The sequence below is a fragment of the Methylobacter luteus IMV-B-3098 genome (assembly GCF_000427625.1).
GTDB classification, from domain to species: Bacteria; Pseudomonadota; Gammaproteobacteria; order Methylococcales; family Methylomonadaceae; genus Methylobacter; species Methylobacter luteus.
Window position 1 is genome coordinate 535,565 of record NZ_KE386569.1, and the last position, 24,419, is coordinate 559,983.

Here is a 24,419-nt window from a genome sequence, read left to right on the forward strand (position 1 = left end):
TATGGACAGGAAATGGTTCTGTCATTTACCGGCTCTTGTGGCTTAACAAGGCCGGGACGGTAAAGCGCTTCATGGGGTCCTAGTGAAAAATATTTATCACTTCAAGCTGTTGGAAATCATTGTATTGGAAATCTTTTTAATATTTCCGTCATATTTCTCAGCCTCTGTTGCAACTTGTGCTTCGATTAGCTCTCTATAGAGCGTCCCAATTGATTTAAGAATGTAGTAATCCCTCCGAATGATCAAACGCCTTGTTATTTTCCCCTCGATGCTCAGCTTGTTTATGTTAATGCTGGCTGTAATTTCAACCTGTACCCTTTCAGCCTGTAGCCCAGGAATTTACAAACCCGGCCCCAATGTCACCAGTGGGCAGATACTGGAAAACCGCTATGTGACGCCCGATGGCATCGAACTGCCGCTCAGACAATGGCTGCCCGAGAATAATAAGGCTTCAGCGGTGCTGATTGCGCTGCATGGGTTCAACGACTACAGCCATTTTTTGCAGCAGCCCGGTGATTTTTTCCGACAGCAAGGCATTGCCAGTTACGCTTATGATCAGCGCGGCTTCGGCGGCAGCCCGCGCCGGGGTTTGTGGAGCGGCATTGATGCCTATGTGCAGGACCTGGACTTGTTCGTGCGTCTGGTCCGGGATAAGCACCCGGGCCTGCCGGTTTACTTGCTGGGCGAAAGCATGGGCGGAGCTGTGATCATTGCGACAATGGCGCGCTCCTTGAAAACACCCGTGGATGGATTGATTCTGGCCGCGCCGGCTGTATGGGGCCGGGAGACGATGCCCTGGTATCAGCAGACACTACTGTGGGCGCTGTCACATACCATGCCCTGGCTGACACTGACCGGCAAAGGCGTCGTCAAAGTCACGCCTTCTGACAATATCGAGATGCTCAGAGAGCTCGGCCGCGATCCGCTGGTCATTAAGTCTACGCGTGTCGAAGCGCTTTACGGCCTGACCAATCTGATGGATGCGGCGCTGCACAGCGCCAAGGAAATACAAACTGATACGCTGGTTCTGTATGGCGAAAAAGACGATATTATTCCGAAACAGCCCACACTGCGTTTCCTGCAGGATTTTCTGCAAAACCGTCAGCAGCAGCGAAAAAAAGTCGCCTTCTATCAAAACGGTTATCACATGCTGTTGCGCGATCTGCAGGCTCCGGTTTTATGGAAAGACATCGTCGCCTGGATCAAATCATCGGGAGAGCCGCTGCCTTCCGGCGCCGACAAACATGCCGAACAGGTACTGGCGACCGCCAGAGAGGATGACAGTTCCTGAAAAAATATGAGGTTTTTTCGGTTTGACTTGAAAAGCATTCGGATTTAGGATGCCTGTCAGTTCAACTCTGATAAGGAGTTCGGCATGCGTCGTACCGACTTTGCAGTTCCCCGCAATTCGGCAATACCGTATCAGGCCCTTTCGAGCGAAGTGCTGGCTCAGTACCGGGCCGTCAGACGTGAAACGGAACAGTTGTGTGAGCCGCTCGCCATCGAGGATTATGGCATCCAGGCCATGCCCGATGTCAGCCCGCCGAAATGGCATCTGGCTCATACGGCCTGGTTTTTCGAGGCCTTTCTGCTGGTCCCTTTTCTGCCCGGGTACCAGGTTTTCTATCCCCGCTTCGCCTACCTGTTCAATTCCTATTATCAAACCGTCGGCAGTTTTTTCCCGCGCCCGCAACGCGGTTTGCTGTCCAGACCGACTGTCGAGGAAGTCTGCCGCTATCGCGCCCATGTCGATAGCGCGATGGCGGAGCTGGTAGCCATCGCTGACGCTCCCCAACGCGACCGGATCATTTTCCGTACCGTGCTGGGACTGCACCACGAGCAGCAGCACCAGGAACTGCTGCTGACCGACATCAAATACAACTTCGCGTTCAATCCGTTGCGCCCGGCTTATCGGCCAGCGCCCGACCATGCCGGGAAAGCGCCGGTTCCGCTGCAATGGCTGGCCTATGACGGCGGTCTGCGCGAGATCGGTTTCTCGGGCACGGATTTCGCTTACGATAACGAGATGCCACGGCACAAGGTCTATCTGGAAGATTTTCAGCTGGCCTCGCGCCTCGTGACGAACGGCGAGTTTCTGGCTTTTATCGAGGATGACGGCTATCGGCGCGCCGACCTGTGGCTCTCCGACGGCTGGGCGGCCGTGCAGCAAAGAAACTGGCAGGCGCCGCTGTACTGGGAAAACATCGACGGCCAATGGTGGATCATGACGCTGGCCGGGCTCAGGCGCCTGGACCGGAACGAGCCGGTCTGCCATGTCAGTTTTTACGAGGCCGATGCCTACGCGCGCTGGTGCGGCAAACGCTTGCCGACAGAGGCGGAGTGGGAGGTCGCAGCGCAGGACCGCGAGGTCCACGGCAATCTGCGCGAAGCCGGTATATTGCATCCCGTGGCCGCTGAATCCGGCGCAGGAAACGGGCCGGTTCAGTTGTTCGGCGATGTCTGGGAATGGACGCAAAGCCCCTACCGGCCTTATCCCGGATTTCAGCCGCTGAACGGCTCGCTGGGCGAGTACAACGGCAAATTCATGTGCAATCAGCTGGTGCTGCGCGGCGGTTCCTGCGTGACGCCGCAGTCGCACATCGCGGCCACTTACCGCAATTTCTTTTACCCTGCCGACCGCTGGCAGTTCATGGGCATAAGGCTGGCCGCCGATGCGGACTGAACTGGTCGAACCGCGTCTGCGCTTTTCCGACCTGAAGCCGCCGCCGGCCGATTTCCGGCGCGAGGTCGTCGAAGGGCTGCGGCGTCCGCGGAAGGCCCTGTCGCCGAAGTTTTTCTATGATCCCGAAGGCTGCCGGCTGTTCGAGGCGATCTGCGATTTACCCGAGTATTATCTGACCCGTACCGAAGTGGGCATTCTGACCGAACACGCGGACAGCATTGCCCGAACGCTGGGGCAGGGCGGCGCCCTGATTGAGCTGGGCAGCGGCAACAGCCGCAAGGTCCGGCTGTTGCTGGAGGCGTTGAAGCCTGCCGTTTACATCCCGGTCGACATTGCCAGAGAGCATCTGCTCACTGCCAGTCGCGCGCTGGCAGCCGATTGCCCGTGGCTGGACATTCATGCAGCCTGCCTGGATTATTCGCAGCGTTTCGCGTTGCCGTTTTTGTCGGATGCGCAAAGGAAGATCGTTTTCTTTCCGGGTTCCAGTATCGGCAACTTCGAGCCGGCGGCGGCGGAAAACCTGTTGCGCAGCGTAGCACAGTGCGTGCAGCCCGACGGCGGCCTGCTGATCGGCTTCGATCTGAAAAAGGATGCCGCTATTTTGAATGCGGCCTACAACGACAGCGCTGGCGTGACGGCCCAGTTCAATCTGAACCTGCTGCGCTACATTAATGCCAGAGCGGCGGCAAATTTCGACCTTGATCGATTTCACCACCAAGCTTTCTACAATGAGCTGCGAGGACGCATCGAAATGCATTTGTGCAGCGAATACCGTCAGCAGGTCATCGTGGCCGGCGAGACGTTTAATTTTCTGGATGGTGAAACAATCCATACCGAGAGTTCCTATAAATACGGGATCGAGGAATTCCAGACGCTGGCCCATAACGCCGGATTCGAACCGGACCGCTGCTGGTGCGATCGGGACAGCCTGTTTTGCGTGCACTACTTTGCCGTTAGAGCCTCTTAAATAGAGTCTCGGTTCGGGATAAGAAAAAAGAGCTGGTCTTTGTTATAAAAGAAAAAGACGTTTTCGACGTTCACCTTTTCCAACAAAAACCAGCCCAGACTGAACACACAATTGTTTTGCCTGAAACATGTGCAACGTTAATCGCTGAGCAAATGACCAAACGCTGGTAAACTGGAACGAATACGGCAGAGGGATAAAGCGCGCAAGATGCTGTCAACTTCACCAGCAAACAAAAAAACTTATAAAATAGTGTTAAAAAAACAATGAATAATTACCCGTTTATCTTCGAACAGCTGCATATAGAAGTAGCACGAAACGCTTCAGATGACTTCAATTTGTTCCATGATAAGTACAAATGGCTACAGATTGTGCATAACCCGTTCAAAGGCCCTATAGTGTTGGGTTTTCAACTCAATACCCTCATCGAATATCAACTGCGCCTGTATCGGGAAGCGCATCGTGAAAATAGGGTAATCACCGAAAATAATCTGCGCTTCAGCAATTATCAAGTCACTTTTGTCAACGCCGTCCGCCCTCGGATACCAGTCTATCTGGATATTAAAAAAACACTGATTAATACCATCCCCACCTTGACCCTCAGCAATCGCATTGTCATGAAATCGGACGACAAAACCGTGCTGCTGGGCTTTAAAAAAGAAACCCAGGCGCCGCTATTTTTAGCTGACACCAAACTTGACAGTCTGCCCGATCTTAATGAAGTTCCGGATTGCACCATCGTTCCCGGCACTGATTATTTTCTTAAACGGAAATATCTGAACAACGGGGCGGTTAAAAATTTTCTGTCCGGGTCGTTCGCCGAGCAATCCGATTATTTCGACGAGTTAAGGCATATTGCGCAGTATCCGGAGATATTTCCCTGCAGCCTGAGCTCGGGTGCCTTGCTGGAAAAAGCGCAATTAGAAAATCATGACTTTAAACTTAATCCCATGGTTTATACGTCTCATGAAATTTCAGTGGATCGGCACTATTTAAGCTCGCTTAAAAATAATGAAAAGCTGCATATTCTGGTGGATCAACGCCCGGAATCAAGGAACAATACCTTAAACCAGACCAATATCATGCGACGGACCTATAATTGTTACGGGTTGTTACAAAACAATGACGTCTTATTCAGAATCACGTTGAACCTTGTTTCGCTAAAAGACATACTCAAAAATCTTTCTTCTTAACCTCGGTCCGGTTTAAGCCGCTTGGAGACATGGCAGTCAATCGGCCTCAAGCCATTGAAGAGCCGGTTTTTATCTTGATGGGCATCAGCGGCCAGGCTGGCGATGCTACGGCCCAGATAACGAGCGAAAGAACGAGGCCGCGAGTGCTCAGGAGTGCCGGTCGCCTTGAGTTGATCATTGACCGGTTCAAGGATGCTGCGTTTTGGGAAAAAATGAGCATCGAAAGCGTCTTTTCCTTTTATTACAAAAGCCTCTTCTCCCGGGCTCAGGTCAAAAATACCGCATCATTCACCCAGAAAATCCCCACGTTGATGCTGCCACATGGCGTGGTACTTGCCTTTTTGGGCGAGCAACTGTTCGTGCGTGCCCTGTTCGATGATTTTGCCTTTGTCCAGCACGACGATGCGGTCCATGTTCAATATCGTGGACAGCCGGTGCGCGATCACGATGGCGGTCTTGTCCTTGATCAGCTCGAAAATGGCGACCTGGATCTGTTTTTCGGTCAGCGAATCGAGCGCACTGGTGGCTTCGTCCAGCACGACGATCGGCGCATCCTCGAGAAACGCCCGGGCAATGGCGATGCGCTGTTTTTCGCCGCCGGACAGCTTGACGCCGCGCTCGCCGACCAGCGTGTCGAATCCTTCGGACAATTTTTCTATGAACTCCAGGCTGCGCGATTTCCGGGCTGCATCGACCAGCCGCGCTTCCGGGATGTCATCGCCCAGCGTGATATTGTCGCGCACCGAGCGATGGAACAGCTCCGGCTGTTGCGGCACCATGGAGATCTGCTGGCGCAGGGCTGACAGCGTAAAAGCTTTGGCCGGCAGGCCGTCGAAAGACAGGCTGCCCTGTTGCGGGTCGAGAAAGCGAAACAGCAGTTTGGTCAACGATGATTTGCCGGAACCGGAAGAGCCGACCAGGGCGACCTTCTCGCCGGCCTTGATGGACAGCGAAAAGTGCTCGAACAGCTTCGGCTGGCTGGGGTTCGACGGGTCATAGCTGAAGCTGATGTTGTCAAAGCGGATTGCGCCTCTCGTGATGTTCAGCGGTCTGGCATCACTGGCATCGACTTCCAGGTCCTGCTGCCTGAAAACATCGGCCATTTCGGTAGCATCGGCCAGCGCCGTGAAAAAATTGCGGAAATTGCGCCCGAATTCCCACAGCCGTTGAATCAGCATGAGCATGATCGATTGAAACAGCACGAACTCGCCGACCTGGAAGTTGCCGCCCTGCCATTTCTGGATCATCAGATAAACCAGCAGCAGCTCTATGCCGAACGTCATCAAGCCCTGCACGGCGAAGGAAATGAACATCAGCAGCCAGGCGATCTTCTTCCTGCGGTAGACGAAATCCGAAGCCTGGTTGATCTGAGCCTGCTCCTTGGCTTCCAGGGCAAAGCTTTTGACGATGAAGATATTGCTGATGGCGTCGGAATAAGCGCCTCCGACTTTCGAATCAGCCTTGGCCACGGCCTGGTCGAAGCGCAGTTTCCAGATCGAGTAGGCGATGTTCCAGGTCACGAACAGAACCACCCAGACCAAAAAATAAACCGCGAACCGCGGCTGCTGCCGGTAGAAAATCACGAACGAAATAATGACCGCGACGATATTCATGAAGAACTGGAACAGGAACCAGTCCATGATGATTTCGAAAGACCGCGAGAAACGATTGGCCTGCTTGATTAGGCTGCCTGAAAAACTGTTCTCGAAAAAGGCGTATTTCTGTTTTTTCAGCACCTCGAAGCAGCGTTTTTCCAGCAGATTGACGCCGCCGCCATCGAGCGGCACGATCGCGACTTCCAGCAGGCGCCACGACAGCCAGACGCCGGCGTAGATCATGGCGATCGTTTTCAGGTTGTCCAGCAAAGAGGCCAGGGTCGCGTCGGAGTAGGGCGCCGCCAGCCCGTTGGCGATGTTTTTATAATAGAGGGGGGCCGATAAATCCAGCACGACGGCGCAGGTCAAAGCGGATAGGGCCAGCAGGAAATACCATTTTTTCTGCCAGACAACCCGGCCGTACTCTTTGAATATAATGTCCATTGTGTGCTGTTTAATGCTTTTTCGAGCGATTAATGTACCATTTTATAAACTTGAGCCTCTGTTGTTTTTTATATAACCCCAAGCTGGACGAGGTTTGCAACCTCATCTCCGTAGGGTCGGATTTATTCGACCCGAGACAGCATTGCGGGCTCTTCACGCCAGGTTTCCGCTAACGCTCCAACCCAGCCTGCCATCGTTAAAAGTGACAGAACAGCGGTAGGGTGAGCAACACGTACCTTCCCGGAACTGCAATGCTCAAGCAGGATGGGGTTTGTAACCCCGTCTCTAACGTTTCCGCGCTGTCTGAAGCAAGTAGCGTGCTTGACCGACGCCAAACGTTTCGGCCGGGGCAACAAGCCCCGGCCGGCTGCAAGATTTCGGGAAGCGCGGTCTTAAATATTATCTTGACCGCACGGCTCAAAGCCGGCTATAAGTATTCATACTTAACCTATTGAAATACAGACATAAAGGCCTTGATCCCAATGCCTACTAATAATAACCAGTCACATAAACACCGATATGAAAGTAGCTGAAACATATCCCGCAAATTCTCGCATCGGTAAGACTCATCAAGGTGTGAGGCATGAACATAAATAATTTTCGCGATATGGGCTCGGGCGGTACCGGGGGCATCATCAATCGTATCCAGACGCTGTTCATCGGCCTGTTGAGGATATGGACGATCCCTATTGTCCTGCTGTTGAGTCTTGCCTCCGGGTTTACGACTTACTACGGCATGTCCCATTTCATCACGCCATGGATCGCGCTGATCATTACCGTGGCGGTTCAGTCCATCATCGTCATCTGTTCGCTCGAAATTGCCGGCATCCACTGGAAAGCCAACCGGATTCGCTATATCAGCGTGCTAGCTTCTCTTTTAGTCGCCATCATCGCCTCGGTTTCATTTTCTTATTTTCAGTTTTACGAAATATCCGAAAAGGAAAATCTGCACATCAACCGACTGAATCAGGTAAGGGAGGAGGTTAATAATTACCTGAACAAAATCCTGGCCGTAAAAACCGGGATTCTCGAACAGCAGCGCGCGCAGTTGGAGGTGGCGTCGAAAGAAGTCTCGCAAGCCTATTTCGGCACGCACCCGCAGATTGCCGTCGAGTACAGAAACCAGGTCGGTGAGGGACCGTTCTGGAAACGCTATAACGATCTTTACCAGGCTAAAACGCAGCAATTGGCCCGGCTCGAACAGGGTTTCCAGCAGCTGGACGACGACATGCGCAAGTTGCAGGCCGGCCTCAGGCAGGTGAGCCTCGGGCAGGATGAAAGCAGCGCCTATCAGACGGTGCTGTCGAGCCTCAACGACGTACAGATCAGATTCAACCAGCTGGCGACAGGTTTAGGCCATGCCGTGCCCGAAGTGCCCGTTGTGATGTCCTATGCGCAGTTTGTGCAAGGCGTGCAGCCGTCGTTCCTGATGTGGAAAGACTTTTCTCCATTTGCGTTTATCTGCGCATCCATGATCGAATTTTTTACGGTGCTGCTTTCGTACCGGCTGGAGATGACGGCGCCCGGACCTTTGACCGAACAGGAGCAGGAGCTGATTTTCGAGTGCCTCAGGCAATTCACCGAGTTTCGGATCAATGAAAACGACGAGCTTGAAATGGTGATCGAGAAAAGCGAGCTGGAACGGGCCAGGCGCTATTCCGACTGGTCGAGAATGTTTGCCGTCGGATTATTGCTGAGCCGCGGTTTTCTGCGCAAGGTCGATGCCCGAACTGTCGAATTCGCGCCCAACCTGTATCCGTTGATCGCTCAGCGCATGGGGGATAAAATCCGCGCCATCAAGGCTGAATCCCCCGTTAAACTGGAAGCATTGCAGCAGGCCGGCCATGAATAACGATAACACTGATCTGGAAAAATGGCTGGGCGGATTTGGTTTCCACGAGGAAACGATCGGGCAGGAAAACTGGGACCCCGGCTTTGAAGCTGAGCGGCGCATCGTTCATAGCCGGCTCGGCTTTTACAGCAAGCTGTTCAGCCGGCCGGAGAAATTCGTCAAACGCTTTTATCATACCGTCTATCCGCTCACAATAGCCGATTGGTCCTTAACGGCCAATAACAAGCTCTATGATGGTTTCTGCACGATAACGACGCGGCTCGATATTCGCTTTCAGGCCTCGGTCAAGTACGCTACCGCCAACTGGGAGTTGTTGCCCGATATCAACCGGCATATCAAAGCGGCCTATGAAGGCCTGGTCAGGGATGTTATCGACAGGGAACTATTAAATCTGGACGACGGCGCCTGGATACAATCAGGCCTGAAGGATACGGAACAGAAAATAGCCCACGCCGTCAACGAGTTGCTGATGGTGCGCAACATCCAATGCCGGACTTTTTGCACACTGAAGCCTGCCTTCGAAGAATTTCCTGACGATGCGGGACTGGACGGCCGGTTTGCGCAGGAATCCGTTTATCTGAGCGTGGTTAAAAAGAATTTCGAATTCCGTGAAAAACAGGCGCAGGAGAAGCAGCGCCAGGAGCAGGAACTGGAAAACCAGAAATTGCTGCATGAACAACTGCAATTGCAGCAACTGAACAGGGAAGAGGAACTGCGAAGGCTGAAAGCCATTCAGGATGCTGAAAACCAGCAATTGCTTCTAAAGGACGAAGAAAAATTACAAGCCGAGCGATTTGACATGGAAAAGCGCCTGCATGCCGAAAAAATCAAACACGAAAACGCGTTGAAAGAGATGGCATGGCGGGCTGAAGTCGAGGAACAGGAAAAACGGCAGGCCCTGCATCGCGAAACCGAGCAGCAAAACCAGCTCAATCAGCTGGCTCACGGGGCGCGTTTAAAGGAAACCGCGCTGGAGGCCGAGATCAGGGAATTTGAAAAGCAGCAGGCGCGCTGGAACGAGGCCAAGGAAAAGATGCATATCGAAAGCCTTAAACAGCAGCAGCGCCTGCAACAAATGGATCTGGAGGCTGAACTCATGGCTCAGGAACGTCAGCAGCGGGAAAGAAGCAAAGTGCAGCAGAAACTGCAGACGGACAAAATTGAGTACGAGTCGCGTCTGAAAGGCATGCAGCTGGAAGCCGAAATCAAGGAACAGCAAAAACGTTTCGAAGCCACTGAAAAATCGGACGAGTATCTACGCCGCGAAATTGAATTGCTGATCCTGGAAAAACAGCGCGCCGAACTGATGCTGGCTGTCAATAAACCGGCCGACAAGCTTCTGGAATCTCCCGATTAACAGCATGAAATTTGGTAACAACATGATGTAAGAATCCATACTTCATTATTTGGCAGATGCAAAAATTAGGTTCAATGATATCTGAGGCTGATAGGCAGAGTTGTGCCATTTTCAGACAGTCAGTGAAGAAAATATAACGCTCTTTGAGCGTCGGGTTGCTGATAGCATCCCGACGTTGAAGACATAGAGGAAACGTTGTCAGCCTAGTCATTACCCGCCATTGAGCAACCACGAAAATTGCCGACTCCAAAATCACTAATCGTTCATTACACCACCGTCACAAACGACAATTTCCCAATGCCGGAACACTGAGTGCTGGTCATGACCTTGGCGACGGCTTCAAACACTGCCATTATCCAGCCGGATAATGGCGTTCATTTTTTCTCAATATTTACGTCATATCACCTATTTTTAAATAAAAAATAGGTGATATGACACACTTTTTCGTTATTGACTTTTCGGCTGTGACTGGAAAACCGTTGCCACGGCCAATTGGCTTCAATGCCAAAAATATTGTAATAAATTGATTTTTTAGACAAATATCCAAGCCACCCTCAAGACTAAAACGCGACAGCGAATTCATGGAATGTTTTTTGCTCAAAATCCAAACTGTTCGAGGACGGCCAAATCAGCAATCAACAGAACGAAGCAGGATAACAAGGATCATGATCAATAATCGGTATTATGCATTCAAATCAAGTGATTCAACCATGGACGGGCATTATCAATGACGACTGAATTAGTTGCCAATGATGCGCTGGCTCAGCTTTATCGCGAGCATCATTCCTGGCTGCTCGGCTGGCTGCAGAAGCGGGCACAGTGCCGCTTGCAGGCCGAGGATCATGCCCACGATACATTCATGCGTGTTATCGCCTCAAACGGTGTTCACGACATACGCGAGCCGCGTGCCTACTTAATCACCATCGCCAAAGGCTTGCTCATTAATCATTGGCGCAAATCGGCGATAGAACAGGCCTATTTGGAGAGAATCGCCGCCTATCCCGAAGCCTTGATGCCATCGCCTGAAGAGAATGCGATTATCCTGGCGACGCTTCAGGAAATGGATGATCTGCTCAATCAACTGCCGACCAAGGTGCGCAAGGCATTTTTAATGGCACAATTGGATGGCCTGACCTATGTCGAAATTGGCAAGCAACTGGGCGTAACGGATCGCATGGTCAAAAAATACATGTCCAGCGCCATGCTCCATCTTCTGACCACGGAATTTTAAAAACAAGTGTTAAAGTCCGACCGCACAGACATTCATCCCAGCATTCTTGCGGAAGCCGCCGAGTGGTTTGCAATATTAGGTTCGGGCCAAGTATCCGAAACCGAAATTGAGCAATGGCAGGCATGGTTGAACGCCCACCCCGACCATCAGGCAGCGTGGTCAAGGGTCGAGTTTTTTACCCGCAAATTACAAAACCTGCCATCGCAAGCAGCCTTTGCCGCCCTTGATCAGCCTGACCTTTACCGTCGACGTACACTAAAAGCCTTGGCAATATTTAGCGCTGTTGGCCTGTTCGGCTGGCAAATTTCCCAAGGCCGCTATTTACAGGCCTGGACGGCGGATTACCAAACGGCGATAGGCGCCATACAAACCATCACCCTGGCCGACGGCACGAAAGTTATCCTGGATACCGACAGCGCCTTCAATGTGGAATACACGCCCGACCTACGCAAACTGCAATTGGTATCCGGCGAAATCTACATCGAAACCGCGCCAGACAATGCCGGATTATATCGACCCTTTGTCGTCGATAGCCAGGAAGGCCGGGTTCGTGCGTTAGGCACGCGTTTCAGCGTCAGGCAGTTATCCGGCAACAGCCAAGTCAGCGTATTTGCCGATGCCGTCGAGATTCAACCGAGCGAACCGGAATCAAGCAAACTAACCCTGCATGCCGGACAAACCACGCGTTTCAATGCGGAACAGATCGAGGCCGCAACCGCCATGCGTGCTGACCGCCCTACCTGGACGCAAGGCTTTCTGTTGGCCGACAACATGCCTCTCAGCGAATTTCTCCTGCAACTCAACCGCTACCGGCACGGTTATATCACCTGCGATCCGCAGATTGCCGCTCTGCGCATCGTCGGCGCCTTCCCGCTCAACGATACCGGGCGCGTTCTGGCCATGCTGGAAGAAACCCTGCCAGTCAAGATCTCAAACCCACTGCCGCTGTGGGTGAAAGTATTGCCGCGTTAGGACTGATACAAGGATGCTCGTCGACCCGATCAGAGGAATATTACGGGAGTCTTATTCAACACCAAAGTCGAAACGGCTCGCGCGCCGATACCTGCCGGCATAGGCGCAACCAAGGACAGCGTTGAAAACGGCTTTGCGGCGCGCCGAGCTCAAGCCGCGGGCTAGACGGGAAGATTGCTTGGCACCCGTTCACTCAAGCGATTTCATTGCCGAAAGATCACGCAAACTACCCGAAACATATTTATGTAACACACTGGCCGCCAGTGTTTGATGGGCATATTGTTCACTGATGTTACGCATCAGTTGAATTGAAACGGATTTAGAAAGTGAACTGTAGGGTCGAATTCATTCGACCCGAAGCTCTTCCCCGAGGCAGGGCATAAATGAATTCCCACCTACACATGCGTACCACTGTTCAGATGACAAGGCGCCGCGAGTAACATCAGCTGTTCACTATCAGGGTGATGACCATCATCCAGCAAAGCTCACGAGAGATAAAGATTTAAAATTATTTTTCATGCAAAAACAATAGGTTAAAAATTATTTTAAATTTTTTCCATTTTTGAGTTCCCTTTTTTCGTTTTCGATTGGCAATAGGGATGAGAGCAACATTTTTTTAAAAGGGAAAACACCATGTCAAAGCGAAAAAACAACCGGAGTCTCGGGCGACAATCGTCCCGCTTGCAGCAAACCATCAACGGTTTGCTATTGGCTTCTGCTTTAATCGTCGTACCTTCCGCCATGGCGGAAGGTAATAGCGATAACGCCACCAAGCGCCATTACCACATCAGTAGCGGTACGTTAAGCCATGCGCTCAGCCAGTTTGCCGGTAGTGCAGGCATCCTGTTATCGGCGGATGCCCGATTGACTGATGGTAAAAGCAGTCCGGGATTGAATGGTGAATACACGGTGGAAGAAGGCTTCCAAAAGCTATTGGCGGGTAGTGGATTGGTTCATGTTTTTACCGCGGGTAATACGGTGACATTGAAAGTTGCAGAGCAACAAAGTCAAGCCAATCCTGTGACTTTACCGCTAGTGATGGTGACGGGGGACATGGAGCTAGATGTGAATGATCCTTATAACTACAGCTATAGCATCACTAACAGCTCGATAGTAGAATCTGAACGAAAATTAAACCGTGTCCCTGGCGCAACAACCGTCATTGACGGAGAACGCATTAAAGAAGGTGCAGCGCTGACTGTAAGCGATGCACTGGCGAACACAGCAGGTGTTTATGTGGGAGACCTTGGTAGTGGGGCCACCGGTGGGTCGCGCATTTCCATCCGGGGTTCCGACATCAATTCGTTCATTTCGCCGATACGGGGTTTAAAAATTCTTCGCGACGGACTGCCATTTACCAACGCTAACGGAGACACAGATACGGAATCGCTTAATTATTATGCGATTGATCATATTAATGTTTACCGAGGTGCCAGCGCCCTTGAATATGGCTCCAGCAGTTTGGGTGGTGCAATCAACTTCATCACACCCACCGGTTATACCGCTGATCGGCTCAAGGTAGGCATGACTTACGGCACTAACGGCTATGTAAGACCTTCCATTAGTGCAGGCGGCGTTTTGGGAAAAGGCTTTGATGCCTTTGGATCGTTCTCCTATATTGACACTAATACTACCCGAGCAAACAATCAGCAGGAGCAGTTCTTGGGTTATGGAAACATTGGCTATCGTTGGAACGAGAACCATGAAACCCGACTCTCCGTTGACATCCAAAATCATAATTACCTGTATCCAGATCCGATAACGAAACAACAAGTCAGCGATAATCCCAATCAAAACCCTACGACAGCCGTACCACCCACCGGTTTTCCTGTTTATCGTGTCGATTTACGTCATTCGATAAAGTTAGACGATGGGGATCGTTTTGATATTGGCGCTTATTACTTCGACAAAAATTTTTCATTCTCCTTTCCTTTTGGTTATTTTCGAGATCACTGGCAGGATGCCGGCTTTTCATGGCGACATGAGATCAACGGCGAGGTATTTGGCTTGAAGAATAAAGTGGTTTGGGGTGGGCTAAATCAATGGATGTGGATTAAAGACCGCAATTTTGATGGCACTACAACTCCAGACGGGGGCATCCAGAGAGGCCCCTTATTGAATCAAGAACGAGACCACTGGACTAACGTGGAAGCCTATCTGGAAGATCAATTAAGTCTTACCGATGCCTTTACTTTGGTTGTTGGCGGGCAAATCAACTATCGCAAGGTAGACTACAAGCGGGAGATAGGCTATGTGCCTAGCCCAGAAAGTCCGAGCAGTCAGGCTGATCAGGACTTTTTTAACTTCAATCCCAAGCTGGGCTTTACTTGGCAAGCCACAAAAGAAGCGCAACTGTACGGCAACTTAAGTCGCAGCGCAGAAACACCCCCTATGATTAATTTAAGTGATATGTTTCTACAGCCAACCCGAACTAGCCAGACAGCCAGCACCGTAGAAATCGGTACCCGTGGTCAAGTGGACTGGCTGAAATGGGATTTGGCTTTTTATCACGCCTGGTTGAATGATGAAATTCTCATTACCCCCACCCCTCCTTTTGGTAGCGGAGACTTCACGACTGCCAACGCTGGAAAAACCCAGCATACCGGCATTGAGTTAGCGCTTGAAAGTACAGTACCGCTAGATGTCATTACATCGGGCGACCAACTCAGGCTAAGTGGAAATTACACCTGGAATAACTTCCATTTCGATAGTGATAAGCGGTTAGGCGATAATCGTTTGCCCGGTATTCCTGAACATATTGCGCGTGTTGAGGCACTCTATCAGCATCCCAGTGGTTTCTACATTGGGCCAAACGCACAGATCGCCAGCTCAAATTGGGTGGATTTTACTAATACCTTAGCCGCCAGACCTTATACTTTATTGAATGCCAGAATGGGTTGGGACGACGGCAAGCATTGGAAAGTATTTGTCGACGGACGTAATCTTACCAACGAGTTTTACGCGTCTTCAGTTTTTGTTACTGGCAATGCCAATGGTTTGGATGCAGCCCTATTTAATCCCGGCCCGACACGCATGGTGTTTGGCGGCTTCGAGTATCGATATTAAGTATAAAGCTGGGTTGCTTGCTGTGTAACAACCCAACAATCATGGCTGGGATGTGTTGGGTTAACGATAAAACAGCGTAGCCCGCGCCATTCCCGTATTCCGCTGCGCTGCATACGGGCTACGTGCTTGACAACAACTAGACTGGATGCGTTGCGCGCATAGTCAGCCCGAGCTATAAGCAAAACCATGAAATTATTCGACCATAATTTACCGCAAGGCGAAGCTGTGAAAAGCCCGGATGCCAAACGAAACCGTCTAACAAAACTTAAAGCCCGCCGCAAGCATTGGCTGGACGTACACTTATGGTTGGGTTTGGCATTGGGTTTGTTTTTGTCCATTTTCGGCATCACCGGTAGCATCCTGGTCTTTCATGCCGAAATCAATGAATTGTTGAACCCGAATCTTTTGACGGTGAAAGCGCCCGAAGCTAACCCTGTTTACAAACCGTTGGCAGAGATTTTCCAGGCGGGCCGGGCAGCGATGCCCGAAAATGCCGCACATACATTTGCCAATTATCCCCGCAATAATGAAGCGGCTTTTAAACTGCATTTTTCCCTGCCATTGACGGGGAGACAGGAAGGCGTGACCGAAAGTTGGGAAGTCTATGTCAACCCTTATACCACGCAAATCGTCGGCAAACGCTTGATGGGCTCTTCCGACAGCCCATTCCCAAAGACCTTTATAGGCTTTATTTTCGAGTTGCATTACGCCCTATTTTTAGGTGAAGACCCTGGTTATCTGATTGTCGGCATCATGGGGGCTTTGTTGATCATTTCTATGCTGACCGGACTGATCGTCTGGTGGCCGCTGACCGGAAAATGGCGGCAGGCCGTCACGATCAAATTCAAGGCCAGCACTGAAAGGTTGAACTTCGATTTGCATAAGACTTTCGGATTTTATTCGATAATCGTGCTTATTCCAGTGTTGTTTTCAGGCGTTTATATGGACGTTCCACAGCATGTAGTGCCCGTATTGGAGCTATTTTCGCCAGTAACTTATCGTTACTGGTTTAAGTCAAAACCAACACCCGAGAAATCTTCGATTACCATGGCGGATGCGGTAAACATTGCCGAAAAACGCTATCCCACAGGGCGAGCCGATTGGATTTATGGCGCGACCGAGCCGACCGGGACTTATACCGTTTGTAAAGACGGCGTGGAAGAACCGGGGAGCTTGTTACACCGGCGATGTGTGGTGATCGACCGTTACAGCGGGGTAATCCTTGATGTTGACGATCCTGCAATTGGCACGGCGGGAGAGGTGTTCACGCATTGGCAATGGCCATTGCACTCAGGGCAGGCGTTTGGTGTAACAGGGCGAATTTTGGTGTTTTTGTCAGGGCTGATTTGTCCAGTGTTGTTTGTCACCGGCGTGATCCGCTGGCTGCAAAAGCGGCGAGCGGCAAAGCGCGGTAGGATGCGGTGAGGCACGAACCGCATCGATCGAGTTATTCTCCAGCCATTGCCGGAAATAACTCGACCGCATCACCCCGACTTTCAGGATCAATCCCATGCGCGACATATCTGTGAAAACTGGAATAAGGCCATTCTTTAACGCATTTTACGTATCCATGCTTCACCGGATTCCAATGAATGTAATCGACGTGCTGTCGATAATCCGTTTCGTCACGGATAAGGTGCTCCCAAAACCGCCTCTGCCACAAGCCTCTTTCTCCCCGTTTTTTCCGGCTTTGGGAAATTTTTTCGCCTTTTTCGATGTGACGAGAAAAATAAGCCTTGATTAAGCTCCATCGAACGGAAAAGTCAGAATCGCCATCGGGTAATGTCCAGATGCAATGCAAATGATCCGGCAATATAACCGCAGCCACTATCTCGAATGAATGTTTGCTTTTTACATGAGCAAAAGCGGATCGTAACGTGTCAATCCGGTCTATCAATAGGCCGTTGCCATGACGCTCGGCCAGGTTCACAGTGAAAAACCAGGTGCCTCCAAGGGTATCGAAAACGGCGATATTCAGTTATGGATTAAGCTTGTCCGGTTGGGCTTCTCGAACGATGCGGTTCGTGCCTCACCGCATCCTACCGCGCTGCATATCAAAGTCAAAGGCAAACAAGATATAAGCACGGTTATCGGTTCGGAGGACTATGTCACGGATTGCGAATTCATCGAATGATTGGAGATTCCAGAATAAAGATCGGCGACATGGCCTGCACTTCACACCGTATGATTTTCACATACGCGGCCAGGATGCCTAGAGTAAGGGGCTATCACCCTCTTGCAAAGTCGGCTATTTTAATCCCGCTGCGACGGGTAAATCTTGAGCTTGCGGACAGGTTAAGGGTTACCTAAACTATGCCGACCACCACTTCATTTTCAGCGCTTATGATTAAATCAACCGCCAGAATCATTGTCGGCTTGGCCGCGACAGGACTCCTCAACGCCTGTTCCGGACACAAGCCCGCCGTCCCCTCAGCCAACGCCATGGTCGTCAAGTCACAAGTTCAAGCCGCGCGGAAGATCCATGACATCCCGCCTAATAAACTGCCCGTCCAACGGACCGTGCAAGATGTTCTGCAAATTTATGGCCCCTACGCAACGGGCAAACTCAAATCCCATTTCGACAAGGCGAAGGTAAGCTATCCTCCCCGGGAAGTCACCTTCATCGCCTTGAAACAGGAAATGAAGCTGGAGCTCTGGGCCAGGGACGGCGGCGAGTTCCGTTTCATCCGCGATTATCGCATCCGCGCCGCCAGCGGTGTGTCCGGCCCCAAATTGCGTGAAGGCGACATGCAGGTGCCGGAAGGCGTTTACCGGATCGCGGGACTGAATCCGAACAGCCATTTCCACTTGTCGATGAAATTAAACTACCCCAACGAATTCGACCTCTTCCATGCCTGGCAGGAGGAGCGCGCCGATCCGGGGACGGATATTTTTATTCATGGCAAGGCCAAATCCCTCGGCTGCCTGGCCATGGACGATGAAACGATAGAGGAGCTTTTCGTCCTGACCGCGCACGCGGGCGCCGAAAATGTGAAAGTTGTGATTGCCCCGCACGACCCCAGAACTTTCCCTTTGAAAGCTGACATCGAAGGACTCCCGGCATGGACCCCGGAGCTTTATTCGCGGATCTCACGCGAAATTAAAGCCCTCTCGCCTAGGCCGAAGCCGGTGGCTGCCGCTGGGCTATGATCGCCCAGTCTGGCGTGTTTGCTTCGATTTGAACTGGAATGTTGGAATCGACAAGATCGACCCAAATCAGCCAATTGATTCAAATTTTTAATGTCAGTTGAGAGTCTTGTTCAGTCATTCGAAATGTAGCTTTTGGGAATTATCCCGCCCCGTTTATCATCCATGAAATGTTGGCTATACCGTGTAGACATCAAAGGTTGAAGTGCTATTCTTAACAGTCAACCAGGAAAAATATACGGTACACACATGGAAATCAGCTATCAATTGCAGGGATCCGATTTGGAAAACTTGCGCCGGCATTTGCTGCTGCGCCTGCGTCAGCAGACTGGCGGAATGGCCCAGCGTATAGGAATCGGGGTGTTTATTGGTGTCATTGTTTCGTTTGAATTACGTTTGCATGAACGAGAGAACGGAAATTGGTACCCCTATTTAATGGGGCTATTGCCCGTTGTGCTGTTTTTCGCTTCGGTGGTTTGGCGGCGGATCTGGCAACAATCCAAATACGGGCAGGGCTGGCTGGAACAGTATGTGGGGAACTACCTGCTCAATCTGACGCCTGCCGGCATTTCCTACAAGGCGCCGAATGGAGGCATGAGCTTTTATGCCTGGCCCGAAATACTTGGATTCGAAGTCTCTGAATCCGATCTGTATTTATACCTGCGCCGCGATGTGGCCATTCCCATTCCTCGCCTGGCATTGGGAGACGAGGCCAATGTCGATAATTTTGCCGAAAAGGTGCGTGATTTATGGTCGTCGCATCCCGACAACGCCGAAAAAACACTGCCGACACTACCTTCGCCCCGGAATTTGGTTTCGGCCGAGGCACTGGTTACGAACCTGCTGCAGGCGGCTCGCATCGTGTTCTTCACCGATTATGACCCGCGTTCTTTCCGCGTCTCTTTTGGCATATTCCTGCAATTGCTGCTGTTGAACCTGCTGTGCATCGGCATCGTGGACTACATCGACGCAAGGCCGGCTCCGGAATTCAATCTTTACGGGTTGAGTAAATTCGGCACCGCCACTTTATTGATGCTAGGTGGCGTCGCCTGCATCAGCAATTTGCTGATGCAACGCGCGAATATGCTGCGGCTGCTGGTCATCATTTCCGCGTCGGAAATCGTTATCCATCTAATCTACTTTTCGAGTTGGCTGGCCGCCGAACGTTGGTTGCAGGATTTTCCGAAAGTGCTGTGGGGATTATACATAGCGGCTGTAGTCTGGACATTGGCAGCTGTGTTCAGAATCATACGGCAGCTGTATTGTCAGCCAGCGCCTTCCGCACTACTTTTGATCAGTATTTATGCCTTTTTTACCCTATCCTTGGCTGGATTATTACCGTCGCATCGTTTGTATTACACTTCGGAAGCCGACGATGGTTCCGCGGAGTACGAGGCGGCAAGCCAATTGGATGAGGAAGACTTGTTTTATCGGCAACCGGGGCTGGTCGGTGATGAATTGGGGGCGTTGCAAACTCAGCGTAAAGGAAAGACAGACCTTTATTTTGTTGGTTTTGCCGGGCAAGCGGAAGAAAGGGTATTTTTCAATGACGTCAGCTTTGCCAGAAATTTGCTGGACCGCCGCTTTAACACTGCTGGCCGCTCTCTGGTGCTGGTGAATAATACCGATACCGTGTACAGCGCACCGCTCGCCAACCGGCACAACCTGGAGGCCGTTTTGCAGGGAATTGCTCAGCGCATGGATAAGAACGAAGATGTGCTGTTCCTTTATCTTAGTTCCCATGGCGCCAAGGATCACAGACTGTCTGTCTCGTTCTGGCCGTTAAGCCTGAACGATCTGACAGCCGAGAATTTAAAGGCCATGCTGGACAATGCCGGCATACGCAACCGGATAATCGTGGTCTCGGCCTGTTATTCGGGCGGTTTTCTGGATGTGCTGAAAGACGATAACACTCTGGTAATGACCGCCTCCAGCCGCGACCATGTCTCATACGGCTGCGGCGATTTTACCCGCTATACCTACTTCGCCGAGTCCTACTTCGTCAAGGCGCTTGCGACCGGCGATTCATTTATTACGGCCTTCGACCAGGCGCGCCATCTGATACAAGAACGGGAGCAAAGCGAGGGTCTGGATGCGTCCGGCCCGCAAATCGATGTGGGACGCAATATCGCCAGGATCTTGCGGAATTTGGAAGTCGCCCCCGGTAATACAGTGGGACCTGTCCAGCAGGGATTGCTCGAAGCAGGCTTATCCTTCGACCAGCGCGTCCAGCAAGGCCGGCGCTTCGAGCAGGACGCGACGGCGCTGGAATATGTAAAAAAGAACGTGTTTCCGGCCATAAACGCCGTCCTGTCCAAGTCGTTAACGGATTGTCTCAAACAACCCGATGCAAGTACGGAAAAATTCATCCTGGTCGCAAATATCATGCAGGACGGCGGGATTGAAAATGTAGACTATAAACCTGCAACTAATACGGCACAGTGTTACGGCAATTCCTTACGCATATTAAGCTTGCCCCCGCTCCCGAACGAGTTAAGCATCCTGCCGGTTTTTTTCGATATGACATTGCCCGGCTAAGGTTTTGCTATCAGCCGATTTGTAGTTGTTACTGTCAGCCATGAGCGAAGCCACGGCCATTAAAGTCATAGAGCTATTCGAGAAGCATGGAGAAGAACCTGGAGCTGATCTTGACGAAGATTACTTTTTTGACTTCTTAATGAAGTGTTCTTTGGGCAATTGTTCTACAGGTCTTTGCATTTTTCCCTACACCAAAAACGCTTCGGGAAAACGTCCAGCCTGTGTAGGCTGGGTTGGAGCTTTAGCGGAAACCCAGCATGGGCGGCCGAAATGCTGGGTTTATCAACCCAGCCTACCGCCGCTAAAAGTTGTGGTGCCCGGCGCGGCTAACGGGATAAAATCATCCGCGTAACATCAGTTCTTAATGAAGTGTTCTTTGGGCAATTGTTCTATAGGTCTTTGTATTTTTCCCTACGCCAAAAACGCTGCGGGAAAACGTCCAGCCTTATCGCTTCCGGGGACTACTCGGCTTCCCGTCTCGCAGCGAATGTACCGGTTGCTGCCTCTAGAACTGATCTTACTTTCTCAATTATCAATTTGCGAAAGCGCTGCCATCGCGCAAACAGATAACTCCTTTGCGCTTCCGCTTTCCACTTCGCTATTTGTCTTTCACCGTCACTTGAATCGGAAGGTTTCGTGCCGATCATTTTCAGCATCAATATTCCATAATCAAGGACTGATTTCGCTACCCTGAAAAATTGCCGAAACACCCCGCATTTCTGATCCGCCAAATCCAGGGTCTTTCCGCTATCAACGGCAAGTTTTATAAAAAGATCCCATTCCGATTGCTCGTTTCCGATGCTCTGGTCGTTAATTGCTTCCGGTGTATAAATATCCTTGAGAACCGGTAATATTGATTCTTTTATGTGTGTAAAATTTTTATGTGTTCCGGTTTTTAATAAATGGGCGCAACTATAAATAATACGACGCAGGAAGGCTTCTTCCTGTTCAGGAATTGCCTGTTTCAGTTTCATCAGCATGGAAAGGAATTGCAAGTGCATTTCGACACATGCAGCCGCATCATTTTTCATTCTTTTTGACCAGGATCCGTCTACATCTCTACGATAAACACCCATTGGCCTGTTTACATAATAGGCTCCGTTCCGCGAACCAAAAACTTGCACGACATGGTCGCCCACGGGAGATATCGTTGGATCAAACCAATCTTGAATCGACATTATCAGGCTTCGGCGAACCATGATGCTTGTTGTAGGCATAAAACCCATTGCAAAACGTATATCGCCGTCAATCACCTCTGATAGCGTAAATACCTTGTCAGTTGAAGAGTGGACATGGGACAGGATTTTTGTTTGTTGTTTTTCGAATTTGATATAACAACTATGGAAAGTGATATCGATGTTTTTCAATCTCGAAAGCACAGCCACTTGTTCACGTAGTTTCCCGGGATCAATCCAGTAATCATCTCCTTCGCAAAATGCTATAAACTCTCCCCGGCATGCAGCATTGACCTGACGAAAATTTCCATGCATCCCGACATTATGATCCGGATAAATCACTCGGATGAGATGCGGATAACGGCGTTGGTAATCCAGCGCTATCTCGCGAGTGTTATCGGTTGAACAATCTTCGCCAATGACCAGTTCAATGGGAAAGTCGGTCTTCTGCGCGATCACACCCTCGATAGCCTCGGCCAAGTACGCGCCATGGTTGTAAGTCACCATATTGACGCTGACAACAGGCGTTAATTTCATGACCGCCGGATCACTGACTTCGTTGTACTTCATTTCACCGGTCGCTTCTTGGTTCATTTGTTCATGCTCCTCAAGGTAAAGGTCAAAGGTTCCGCACGGGGCTTCCGCGTCGGACTAACAAAGTCCATGACTCATTAAATGCTGTTAAACGAAATAAACGGCAGGCTAGCAGATAAACAAACGCACCCAATCCAATCATAAGCCCAAGCTGAATGGCTGGATGAAATGTGAAATAAATATGAATGGGCCAGATGACTAATAACATCAATACGGAAACAGCCAGATAGGGCAGAATATCCAGAGTCTGTTTCCAGGCCGAATATCCGAGAAAAATCCCGGTGTAATGCGCGTTAATCGGAAAACACAGAACGCTCGCGGCAACCTGGCTCCAGGCTATAGCCAGTACGCCGTGGAAACTGGCTATTACAATGGTGATGATGGCAATGATCTTCTTCAGTATTTCAATACGAAAAAACAGGTTCGAGTGTCCCTGCGCCATGAGTACGTTGAGATTAAGCACATGCAGAGGCCACATCATCCCGGCGAGGCAAAGCACTTGCAGAATCGGCACGCTCGGCAGCCACTTCTCGCCGATCAGCGTGATCACGAGAGGCTCGGCCACTGCCATCAAGCCCAGCATGGCCGGAATGTTGAACAGCATAATTATCCGCAGGACCTTGCGCATACCCAGCGCCAACCGGGCCTTGTCGGCCGCGGCGGCGGAAAACACAGGGAAGGCCACCCGATTGAGTACGTTGGTCAGCACGCCCACGGGCAACTGTTGAATATTGTCGGCGCGCGTGTAGAAACCCAGTTCCCGGGCGGAATACAGCTTTCCGATAATCACGCTGTAAAGGCGGGTATATAGCGTATCCAACAGACCCGAGAGCAACATGAACCCGCCAAAACGAAACAGTGAGCGCAGGGAGACAAGGCTGAATATCCATTGTGGCCGCCACGGATGCCACAGCCATAGCAACGTCACCGAAATCAATGTCGAAACCAGGATTTGCAGTGCCAGACTCCAGATGCCAAATCCCTTCCACGCCAGGAACACCGCTAACGCACCGGACAGCAGCGAGGCTGTCGCATTGGCCTTCATCAGAGTCTTAAAATCAAGTGCCTTGGTCAGCAGCACTCCTTGGATGGATCCGAATGATCCCACGAATAGATTCAGGGCCATCACATAGGTCAGGCTCTGCAAGATTGGCTGCTCGAAGAAACCGGCAATCCATGGTGTTGTAAATAGAGTCGAGGCCATGCCATGGTTTTTTTCCTGCAAGGCCGGCTGCTCAAAAAACGCGGCAATCCACGGAGCCGCCAGACAGAGCGCCAGCGCTACAAGCAGGCCGGCAACCAGGTTGAAGAAGAACACCGTGGATTCATCCTTGCGCGAAATAGCCTGCCGCTGTATCAGGGCCGAGTTGAGACCGCTGTCGATAAACAGAGTCGCGATGCCTGTGAAAATGGACAGTATAGCCAGCAAACCAAACTCTTCAGGAGAAAGCAATCGCGCGAGCAGAATCGAAACAAAAAATTGAAGTCCCTGGCGCGAAAAAATATCCGCACCGCTCCAAAAGACTGCTGACAGAGACTTATGGGTTAAGGACATGTTTCCACCTCAAGCAGGGTTTTTCCAGCTCTAACATCCGCGCAATGGCAACC

18 protein-coding genes are annotated in these 24,419 nt (G+C 51.0%); 14 read left to right on the plus strand and 4 right to left on the minus strand.

What is annotated here, in order from left to right:
- The first annotated feature begins 238 nt into the window (after window positions 1-238).
- The 4 genes from METLU_RS0104465 (at window position 239) to METLU_RS0104485 (ending at window position 4,840) form a co-directional block, all read left to right on the plus strand.
- Window positions 239-1,291, plus strand: coding sequence for an alpha/beta hydrolase (locus METLU_RS0104465; RefSeq protein ID WP_036242844.1), 1,053 nt, complete (start codon window positions 239-241; stop codon window positions 1,289-1,291).
- 84 nt (window positions 1,292-1,375) lie between these two features.
- Window positions 1,376-2,683, plus strand: coding sequence for an ergothioneine biosynthesis protein EgtB (egtB, locus tag METLU_RS0104470; protein WP_027157185.1), 1,308 nt, complete (start codon window positions 1,376-1,378; stop codon window positions 2,681-2,683).
- Window positions 2,673-3,650 carry an L-histidine N(alpha)-methyltransferase gene (gene egtD, locus METLU_RS0104475; protein WP_027157186.1) on the plus strand — a complete coding sequence of 326 codons (978 nt, stop codon included), beginning with the start codon at window positions 2,673-2,675 and terminating at the stop codon, window positions 3,648-3,650. Before egtB ends, egtD begins: the two co-directional genes overlap by 11 nt.
- Window positions 3,651-3,913: 263 nt before the next feature.
- Complete coding sequence (locus METLU_RS0104485; protein WP_027157187.1) at window positions 3,914-4,840, plus strand: hypothetical protein; 927 nt, start codon at window positions 3,914-3,916, stop codon at window positions 4,838-4,840.
- 284 nt (window positions 4,841-5,124) lie between these two features.
- Here METLU_RS0104485 and METLU_RS0104490 read toward each other — a convergent pair whose 3' ends face one another.
- Window positions 5,125-6,879 (minus strand): ABC transporter ATP-binding protein, encoded by a 1,755-nt coding sequence (locus METLU_RS0104490; protein ID WP_027157188.1) that lies wholly within the window; start codon window positions 6,877-6,879, stop codon window positions 5,125-5,127.
- Between the two features lie 583 nt (window positions 6,880-7,462).
- Here METLU_RS0104490 and METLU_RS0104495 point away from each other — a divergent pair.
- The 6 genes from METLU_RS0104495 to METLU_RS0104520 all read left to right on the plus strand — a co-directional run bounded on the left by METLU_RS0104495 (window position 7,463) and on the right by METLU_RS0104520 (window position 16,782).
- A complete protein-coding gene (locus METLU_RS0104495) occupies window positions 7,463-8,731 on the plus strand; it encodes a hypothetical protein (RefSeq protein WP_027157189.1) in 1,269 nt (422 codons plus the stop codon).
- A complete protein-coding gene (locus METLU_RS0104500) occupies window positions 8,724-10,088 on the plus strand; it encodes a coiled-coil domain-containing protein (protein WP_027157190.1) in 1,365 nt (454 codons plus the stop codon). The genes METLU_RS0104495 and METLU_RS0104500 overlap by 8 nt, the downstream gene beginning before the upstream one ends.
- 727 nt (window positions 10,089-10,815) lie before the next feature.
- Window positions 10,816-11,319: a sigma-70 family RNA polymerase sigma factor gene (locus METLU_RS0104505; RefSeq protein ID WP_027157191.1), complete on the plus strand. Its 504-nt coding sequence runs from the start codon at window positions 10,816-10,818 to the stop codon at window positions 11,317-11,319.
- A gap of 6 nt (window positions 11,320-11,325) precedes the next feature.
- Window positions 11,326-12,291, plus strand: coding sequence for a FecR domain-containing protein (locus tag METLU_RS0104510; RefSeq protein WP_051299770.1), 966 nt, complete (start codon window positions 11,326-11,328; stop codon window positions 12,289-12,291).
- Window positions 12,292-12,924: 633 nt separating this feature from the next.
- A complete protein-coding gene (locus METLU_RS0104515; protein WP_231383545.1) occupies window positions 12,925-15,357 on the plus strand; it encodes a TonB-dependent receptor domain-containing protein in 2,433 nt (810 codons plus the stop codon).
- Window positions 15,358-15,543: 186 nt separating this feature from the next.
- Entirely contained in the window at window positions 15,544-16,782 is a 1,239-nt protein-coding gene (locus METLU_RS0104520; RefSeq protein WP_051299771.1) for a PepSY-associated TM helix domain-containing protein, read from the plus strand.
- A 22-nt stretch (window positions 16,783-16,804) separates the two neighbouring features.
- Here the strand turns inward: METLU_RS0104520 and METLU_RS24465 are convergent, their stop codons facing one another.
- Complete coding sequence (locus tag METLU_RS24465; RefSeq protein ID WP_051299772.1) at window positions 16,805-17,287, minus strand: REP-associated tyrosine transposase; 483 nt, start codon at window positions 17,285-17,287, stop codon at window positions 16,805-16,807.
- On the opposite strand from METLU_RS24465, the gene METLU_RS28930 reads away from it, so the two are divergent.
- The 4 genes from METLU_RS28930 to METLU_RS0104545 all read left to right on the plus strand — a co-directional run bounded on the left by METLU_RS28930 (window position 17,267) and on the right by METLU_RS0104545 (window position 21,394).
- Window positions 17,267-17,491: a hypothetical protein gene (locus METLU_RS28930; protein WP_155920444.1), complete on the plus strand. Its 225-nt coding sequence runs from the start codon at window positions 17,267-17,269 to the stop codon at window positions 17,489-17,491. The genes METLU_RS24465 and METLU_RS28930 overlap by 21 nt on opposite strands.
- Before the next feature lie 179 nt (window positions 17,492-17,670).
- Window positions 17,671-18,507 carry a L,D-transpeptidase family protein gene (locus tag METLU_RS0104535; protein WP_036242845.1) on the plus strand — a complete coding sequence of 279 codons (837 nt, stop codon included), beginning with the start codon at window positions 17,671-17,673 and terminating at the stop codon, window positions 18,505-18,507.
- Window positions 18,508-18,753: 246 nt separating this feature from the next.
- The gene (locus METLU_RS26600; protein WP_051299773.1) at window positions 18,754-21,042 is read left to right on the plus strand and encodes a C13 family peptidase; all 2,289 of its coding nucleotides are present in this window, start codon (window positions 18,754-18,756) and stop codon (window positions 21,040-21,042) included.
- 40 nt (window positions 21,043-21,082) lie between these two features.
- The gene (locus METLU_RS0104545) at window positions 21,083-21,394 is read left to right on the plus strand and encodes a hypothetical protein (protein ID WP_027157196.1); all 312 of its coding nucleotides are present in this window, start codon (window positions 21,083-21,085) and stop codon (window positions 21,392-21,394) included.
- A gap of 109 nt (window positions 21,395-21,503) precedes the next feature.
- Here METLU_RS0104545 and METLU_RS26605 read toward each other — a convergent pair whose 3' ends face one another.
- Together METLU_RS26605 and METLU_RS24480 are read right to left on the minus strand one after the other, a co-directional pair.
- Window positions 21,504-22,811 (minus strand): glycosyltransferase, encoded by a 1,308-nt coding sequence (locus METLU_RS26605; protein WP_027157197.1) that lies wholly within the window; start codon window positions 22,809-22,811, stop codon window positions 21,504-21,506.
- A gap of 25 nt (window positions 22,812-22,836) precedes the next feature.
- Window positions 22,837-24,366: a lipopolysaccharide biosynthesis protein gene (locus tag METLU_RS24480; RefSeq protein WP_051299774.1), complete on the minus strand. Its 1,530-nt coding sequence runs from the start codon at window positions 24,364-24,366 to the stop codon at window positions 22,837-22,839.
- Window positions 24,367-24,419 lie beyond the last annotated feature (53 nt).

What these genes read in the sequence shown, in the direction of transcription:
- METLU_RS0104515 (WP_231383545.1), top strand. Translation starts at nt 12,925, where the DNA reads ATGTCAAAGCGAAAAAACAACCGGAGTCTCGGGCGACAATCGTCCCGC.
- METLU_RS0104545 (WP_027157196.1), top strand. Translation starts at nt 21,083, where the DNA reads ATGAGCGAAGCCACGGCCATTAAAGTCATAGAGCTATTCGAGAAGCAT.
- METLU_RS28930 (WP_155920444.1), top strand. Translation starts at nt 17,267, where the DNA reads ATGACGCTCGGCCAGGTTCACAGTGAAAAACCAGGTGCCTCCAAGGGT.
- METLU_RS0104490 (WP_027157188.1), bottom strand. Translation starts at nt 6,879, where the DNA reads ATGGACATTATATTCAAAGAGTACGGCCGGGTTGTCTGGCAGAAAAAA.
- egtD (WP_027157186.1), top strand. Translation starts at nt 2,673, where the DNA reads ATGCGGACTGAACTGGTCGAACCGCGTCTGCGCTTTTCCGACCTGAAG.
- METLU_RS0104535 (WP_036242845.1), top strand. Translation starts at nt 17,671, where the DNA reads ATGCCGACCACCACTTCATTTTCAGCGCTTATGATTAAATCAACCGCC.
- egtB (WP_027157185.1), top strand. Translation starts at nt 1,376, where the DNA reads ATGCGTCGTACCGACTTTGCAGTTCCCCGCAATTCGGCAATACCGTAT.
- METLU_RS0104500 (WP_027157190.1), top strand. Translation starts at nt 8,724, where the DNA reads ATGAATAACGATAACACTGATCTGGAAAAATGGCTGGGCGGATTTGGT.
- METLU_RS0104520 (WP_051299771.1), top strand. Translation starts at nt 15,544, where the DNA reads ATGAAATTATTCGACCATAATTTACCGCAAGGCGAAGCTGTGAAAAGC.
- METLU_RS0104485 (WP_027157187.1), top strand. Translation starts at nt 3,914, where the DNA reads ATGAATAATTACCCGTTTATCTTCGAACAGCTGCATATAGAAGTAGCA.
- METLU_RS24480 (WP_051299774.1), bottom strand. Translation starts at nt 24,366, where the DNA reads ATGTCCTTAACCCATAAGTCTCTGTCAGCAGTCTTTTGGAGCGGTGCG.
- METLU_RS0104505 (WP_027157191.1), top strand. Translation starts at nt 10,816, where the DNA reads ATGACGACTGAATTAGTTGCCAATGATGCGCTGGCTCAGCTTTATCGC.
- METLU_RS26605 (WP_027157197.1), bottom strand. Translation starts at nt 22,811, where the DNA reads ATGAACCAAGAAGCGACCGGTGAAATGAAGTACAACGAAGTCAGTGAT.
- METLU_RS0104465 (WP_036242844.1), top strand. Translation starts at nt 239, where the DNA reads ATGATCAAACGCCTTGTTATTTTCCCCTCGATGCTCAGCTTGTTTATG.
- METLU_RS26600 (WP_051299773.1), top strand. Translation starts at nt 18,754, where the DNA reads ATGGAAATCAGCTATCAATTGCAGGGATCCGATTTGGAAAACTTGCGC.
- METLU_RS0104495 (WP_027157189.1), top strand. Translation starts at nt 7,463, where the DNA reads ATGAACATAAATAATTTTCGCGATATGGGCTCGGGCGGTACCGGGGGC.